The 7,061-nt window shown below is 43.7% G+C and carries 1 protein-coding gene; it reads right to left on the minus strand.

Annotation, left to right across the window (positions count from 1 at the left end; translation table 11 throughout):
• On the minus strand, positions 1 to 7,061 hold a 7,061-nt coding region (locus ASG38_RS06795), incomplete at both ends, for a choice-of-anchor J domain-containing protein (RefSeq protein ID WP_200937030.1).

A 7,061-nucleotide genomic window follows, 5' to 3' on the forward strand; every position in this document is an offset into this window, starting at 1 on the left:
GTACCTATGTTTTGCGTCAAGGTATATTTAATCTGGTGTGTTCCTACAGTGGCTCCGGCCAGATTAATTTCTCCAGTTGTTGGATTTACCGTAATCGTAGCAGAAGTAAAAGTACCTCCCTGGGTGAATCCTGCCGGCAATACCGGTAAAGGATTCGTACCTGAATTTGCACAAACATTCGTATAACTAAATGTTACTTGTGGAGTTTGCAAAGCATTGATTGTAACATTTTCGGTATGGATTCCACCTGAGTTACAACCTGATTGTTCAACCTTATACGTAATCGTATAAACTCCGGCCGGGCTGCTCGCCAAATTAATTTCTCCGGTTGTTGCATTAATAACCAAACCTCCGGTTGCTTCAAAAGTACCTCCCGTATAGAAGTCCTGAGCCAATGTAGGTAATGGATTTGTTCCTGCTTTGCAATAAGAAGGCTGGTAAGTAAATCCTGTTACCGGATTGATTCCATTTTCTAATACAATAGTTGCAGTAAATTGTCCATCATCAGTACAAGTTATGTTATCACCAACTAACGTATACGTAATTTGATGAGTGCCTGGAGTAACTCCAGCAAGGTTAATCTCTCCTGTTGTAGGGTTTACTGTAAGTGTATTAGAAGCAAATGATCCTCCGGAAGTAAATCCTGCCGGCAATACTGGCAAAGGATTCGTACCTGAATTTGTACAGGCATTAGTATAGCTAAATGCTACTTGCGGAGTTTGCAAAGCATTGATTGTAATGCTTTCTGTATGGGTTCCTCCTACATTACAGCCTGATTGCGTAACAGTATATGTAATATCATATTCTCCGGCCGGGCTATTCGCCAAATCAATTTCTCCGGTTGTTGCATTAATAATTAAACCTCCGGTTGCTTCAAAAGTACCTCCTGTGTAGAAGTCCTGAGCCAGTGTTGGCAATGGATTAACTTCAGCCTTACAATACGAAGTCTGATAAGTAAATCCTGTTACAGGCACAATATTCTGGTCTATCTGAATCTGGAAAGTCTGACTTCCTGCATTTATACATGCAGTTGCATCTGCGTCCAGATTGTAGGTTATTGTATGAAGCCCGACTGTTGCCGTTGCCATATCTATTTCTCCAGTCTGTGCATTTACAGAAAGAGTTCCTGATGAAAATTCACCGCCAGTAGTAAAGCCAGAAGGCAATTGCGGTAAAAGATTGGCATTGTTCGAACATACAGGAGTTTCGTAGGTAAAACCTACCGTTGGTGCCGTGCCTGAATTAATTGTGATGGTCACCTCATGGTTTCCGCCATCTATACATCCAACATTCCCTACAACATATTTCACTATATAAGTTCCTGCTGTACTCGCACTTAGGTCAATTTCTCCTGTTGTCGTATCAATTCCTAGTCCGTTTGGCGTCGCCTCAAAAGTTCCTCCTGCTGCAAAGCCAGGATTTTTTGTGATTACCGGGTTCGTTCCTAAAGTACAGTAAGTACCATTATCATAACTGAAGCCTACTTCTGCAGTAGTTCTTTCATTTACTGTTACGGTTATTGCTACTCTAGGTCCTTCACAGCCGTTTACATCAACATTGCTTACGTAGTATGTTGTTGTTCCTACTGTAGTTGTTTCCGGAGTTGGAGCTGTTGTTGTTCCTGTTCCGCCTACTTCGTCTGTATACCATTTTAACGTATAGTTTTCTGTTGGTGTAGCTGCCAAAGGTTGTGCTACTGCGTTACGACAGTATTCCACAGGAGTGACAACTGTTGGTACATCACTGAATCCGTTGTAAGTAACTGTTACGCTTTTCTCACAGTATCTTGTTTTCCATTTGAAAGTGTATACCCCTGGTGTATTGAATCCTGAAATTGCTGTGGATTTGCTATTTGGACTCGCAATAATCACTTGTGCCGGGTTGTTTTCGTCAGCCACCCATGTTCCAACACCTTCTGCTTCAAGCTGTGTAGCCGTTTCATGGCATGCAAGTGTAACAGGTTCTGTGTTTATGGCCGTATTGGCGACAATAGATACCGCATCCAAAAGATTACCTCCAGCATTGTCTTTCGATCTGAAAACAAAACGGGTTACGTTCTGTCCTGCAGGGACATTATAGGTTCCTTCATAGAAGTTCCATGTAAGTATACCCGGATGTTGTTCAAGCAATACGAATGGTCCCGAAGGTGGGCCTGCCAATAGTTCTAACGTAACGTTGCTGCCCCTTGTTGCATGGGCATAGCTGTATTTGAACTGTGTAATCTCTGAACTGTCAAGGTCCTGATAAACGCCTCTCACATTGTCAAGCGTGGTTGGTGCCGGGTCTGGTGAAAGCGTTTGGATAACCTGACCTCCTTCATAAGGCATATAGCCGTCTATTCCACTGGCATTGCCAAAGAAAAATTCGTTATAAAGCGATGATGTTGGGTCTTCTATGGCATTGGTTCTCCATCCCGGAACTATATTCTGAGGAATGAAGTTCCCCAATCCGAAATTAGCTTCCGGTCTTTCAAAACCGCCGTTCACAATATCTAAATTACAAAGGTCCTGAGGTGTTGTGATACATACATCGAATGTACAGATATTAGGAGCCGTATCGTTCAGGGTCATTCTTACCTTGTAGGTAGCTCCCGGTTCTACTTCTGCCCTATACGACATTACGATGGCATTATTGTATGTACAGGCTAGTTGTTCTAAAGATGTTCCATTGACTTTGTATAGTGTCAGGGTAATTTTTGGTGCCACCACATCCGGTGTGTAGCCTTGCTGATACCTTCCTTTTGCAGAGAAGTTACCCAATTCCAGTACGTGTACTTTTGAAGCGGCAACAAATTCAAACCAGACATCTCCGTTGTTCACGCCTGTACATGCCATTGGTTCCGATGAGGCTGTACTTCCTATAAAACTTGCCTTGATAGCAGACTGCTCACAGGATGTGCCTGCATTTACAGGTACCACCACTGCTTTGGAAGCATCATCGTTTCTTACAAATTTGTGAGGTCCCGACCAGTAGCTGGTGTTATTCGTGCCACAGACAGCCCTTACAAAGAATTCATAAGTTCCTGCTTTCAAATCTGCAAAATCAGAAGTCTGGGGCGTATAGGAATTAGTGGTTACCAGTGTTCCGGTTTGTGGCAAGGTATTGTTATCCATTGGCTGTACGGCTACTTCCCATTGGGTTTCACTGCCTCCTGCCGTCCAGGAAAGTACTCCCGTAGAGTTTACCGTTAAGTTGGTTGGTTGCGGACAAGTAACCGGTCCGCATGTTGCTACTCCCGTATAAATTCTTGAGTCAGATAGTCCTATGCCTCCTATCCAAACCTCATTTCCTGAGTCATCCTTAATTTGTACACGCGCAGTAGTAAACTGCCATTCATTTCCTGCATCATTCCATAACGAAAATTCCACTCCCGTACATAAGAATACTGTAAAATCTACCGGAGGGGGAACCTGACCAAAAGGTCCGGATGGAAAGACCATACTTTGGACTATAACTCCATTCTGTACCAGATTTATTCCACCACCAACTCCTGATGAAGTACCGCCACTTAGGGTAATGGTATATTCACAAAGGTTTTCAAAACTGCATCTTGTAGTGAATTCAAATGGTCCTACCCATTCGCTGTCTTGTGAAGCGCTACATACCGCTCTTACATAGTATTCGTATCGTACGGCAGGCGTAAGACCTGTCACGGTGTATGGATTCGTTGTCGTATTGTGCAGGTATTGCGCATCGCCATCTCCAACAGGAGCAGGCAATTCTGCCGGCTGTACGTAAACGTCCCATGAAGTTTCTGTTCCGTTTGCATCCCATGAAATTTTGGCCGATGTATCGATAATATCAGTTACTGCAAGATTATTAGGAACAGGACATGTTGGTATGTCTTCTATGACTACCTTATCTATCACCAATAATTGTCCTCTATAGCCCCATGCATTAGGAGTTTTTTGTGGGATATGCCAAGCTATATTGATATCTCCTGTAACACCTGCAGGAAGGTTGATTACTTTTTCCTTCCATTCCGAATTGTTCAAAGGCGGTACACTTTCATAACTGACATCATATAATATAGTTGTGAATTGACTAAGTTCATTTCCGTTTGTAGACAATTTTACTGTAAGATCTTCCTTGAAATCTTCGCCCCAAAGTACCCTGTAGTAGTAGCGCAGGCGCTGGCCAGGCCTTACGGTTATGGTTGGTGAAATCAACCAGTCGTCATTATTACCGTTAGAACCTGTAAATATCATTGCCGCATGCTCCCCTTCATATGGGTTTAGCGTGTTATTCAGGTTCCATGCAAAAGTATCGGCATTGCCGTTCACTACCCGCCAGCATTCTTCTGATACCGATCCGGGATCGAATGTCTCAACAAACGGTGTCGTAAAGGCATTACATAGTGTGGTAAATTTGAAAGGCCCTACCCATTGGCTCTGTTCTGAAGCACTGCAATAGGCTCTTACATAATATTCGTATTGCGTGTTTGGTTGTAGCGTTGTCCCTGTAGCATAAGCCGTATTGGTGCTTGTCAGCTGACCATTTCCGGTAGGGATTCCCGAACCTGCATTCTGTACCACAACCTGCCATTGTGTTTCCAGATATCCTTTAGTCCAGGACAATACGGCCGAGGTTTGCGTAATATTAGCAGCCTTAAGTTCAGATGGATTTGGACATGCCGGAGCATCTTCAACCTTCACATCATCAATCTGTAAAACGGACGTACCTCCGGCTGTCGAAAATGATGGCGGTACCCTAAAGGCAATATAAACCGGTCCGTTGGCATTGATGTAAAGTGATTTCTCAATAAAATCGGTATTGGTAAAATCCATCAGCGGCATGATGACGCTAAAGCTTGCCGGATTCCTATCTGTAGTCGACATCAAAACCTCTACTCCAAATCTAGGATTTGGAAACATGGGTCCCAAAGCTGATCTATATTTGAACTTTAAGGTTTTTGTTCCTACAACATTAATTGCTGGTGAAATAAGCCAGTCGTTGTAGGATGCCGTAGGGAAAGGAAAAGTTCTACCCTGAATTGCCGCAAATGTAGGATCTAAACGCCAAGTAGTTCCATCAGCATTCGCATCCGTAATAGTCCAGCACGATCTGTGATTGTTCACATCTGCAGTATCGAAATTCTCATGGAAAGGCGTATCAAAAACACCACAAACCGTTGTAAAATAGAATGGTCCTACCCAATTGCTCTGCTGTGTGGACGAGCAGTAGGCTCGTACATAATATTCGTATTGGGTAGCATGGGTTAGCTGGTCTGCTGTATATTGAGGTGTATTGACAAGCACTCCGCTTCCTGTTGGGATGCCTGTATCCTTGCGCTGTACTACAACCTGCCATTGCGATTCCGTATCACCTGCAGTCCATGATAATTGGGCTTGCGAGGTAGTAACATTGTTCGCCGCAAGTCCTAACGGGTCAGGACATGCCGGTTTGTCTTCAATAAACACATCGTCAATTGAGATTCTGGTTGCAGTATGCCCTGAGCCGGGAACGACAACCCATGCAATATTTACATTGCCTGTTATGTTCGCCGGAATATTGATTATTTTCTCTTGCCAGGCCGTATTCGTAATTGGCGTATCCGGAAGCAGTACTGTCGTAAAGTTATCTGCTCCTACACCTGTAGTCGAAATCCTAATTCCATAACTGGCAACTCCACCTACAACCTGATGTTTGTATCGTAGTCGTTTCTGTGTCCCGTTGAAATTAATCTGAGGAGAAACAAACATATCATTATTATTATTTTGGAAGGTATTTGTCTGCATAGTAGCATAACCTGCCAAATAAGACCATCTTTGTCCATCTCTGTTCACATCAATAGCTGTCCAGCATGGTTCTGAAACTGTTGTCGATGTTCCATTAAATGCTGTAGAGTAAGGCGTATTAAAAACGGCGCATTGTGTCGTAAACCGATACGGTATTCCCCATTCTCCTGTTGTAGCTCCACATACGGATCGAACATACAGGTCATACGATTGACCGGCTGCCAATCCTGTATTGATTAAATTATCAATATTGGTATTGGTAATTGTTCCGGGACCTGTTGGAACACCCGCTCCTGCAGGCTGTACCACATATTCCCATGAGCTTGCCAGATTGGCCACATTATCCCAGGAAAATGTAACACTATTCTGAAGTAGGTTTTTATAGGTGAATACACCCGGTGCCCCACAGCTTGAAAAACTCAATTCAAAATTAAAGCAGATACTTGTTGATGCTGCTAATGTTGAAGAAATTACGATAATGTAAGTATGACCAGCCTGTACATATAAATTAGTTATGTATTTCGGCACACTTGTAGCTGTTGTATTTAATCCTGCAAGGCAACTCACCCCTACAGTACTACAATTGTCATAAACGAATACGCCAGTAATGGCATTACCAAAACATCCGGAACCCGGTGAAGACGGAAGCGTCATCTGTTTGATATTCAGCAATCCGTTTTGTGTAGGCGTATAGGAGAAAAAGGCTTTTGCTCCATTAAGAAAATTACCTGTAACTCCGGCTGGGAGACACCCCGAACCCTGGGTCGTATAGCTCGTCGGGTTGTCTGCAAAAAGGTTAAGGTTGCTCGACAGAACATAAGGTGTCGTAGTCACCGGAATTACGATTGGAGAAGCACATGACAATCCCATTTTTTTTGTCCTGAATGGAAAGGGTCCTGCCCATTCACTCGCCGTATCGGCGTCACATACCGTTTTGATATATACGTCATAAGCGGTATCCGCATCAAGCGAACCCGCTGCATAAGAATTCTGTACGCTGATGCCGGTAGCTGCCGGTGCCGTTCCCTGCGTTACAACCTGAATCTGAAAATCAAATGCCGTTGGGTGCGTCCAGGCTAGGTTGGCACCACTTGACGTGATATTGTTTGCTGAAAAATTAGTCTGACTTACTTTCTGGCAGGATTCCATAACCCTGATGTTGTCCAGAAACCAGGCATCTCCGCTTGGCGATGCACCGGCTTGGGTGTTGATGACCACAAACGCGATATGGACATTCAGTCCAACTGGAATGTTTGAAGGGATAGGGACTATCTTTTCTTCATAGGCCGTCTGCGAACCCACATTAAGGTCTGCTTCTGTCCA

The sequence above is a fragment of the Flavobacterium sp. Leaf359 genome, assembly GCF_001423985.1.
In the GTDB taxonomy this organism is placed as follows: Bacteria; Bacteroidota; Bacteroidia; order Flavobacteriales; family Flavobacteriaceae; genus Flavobacterium; species Flavobacterium lindanitolerans.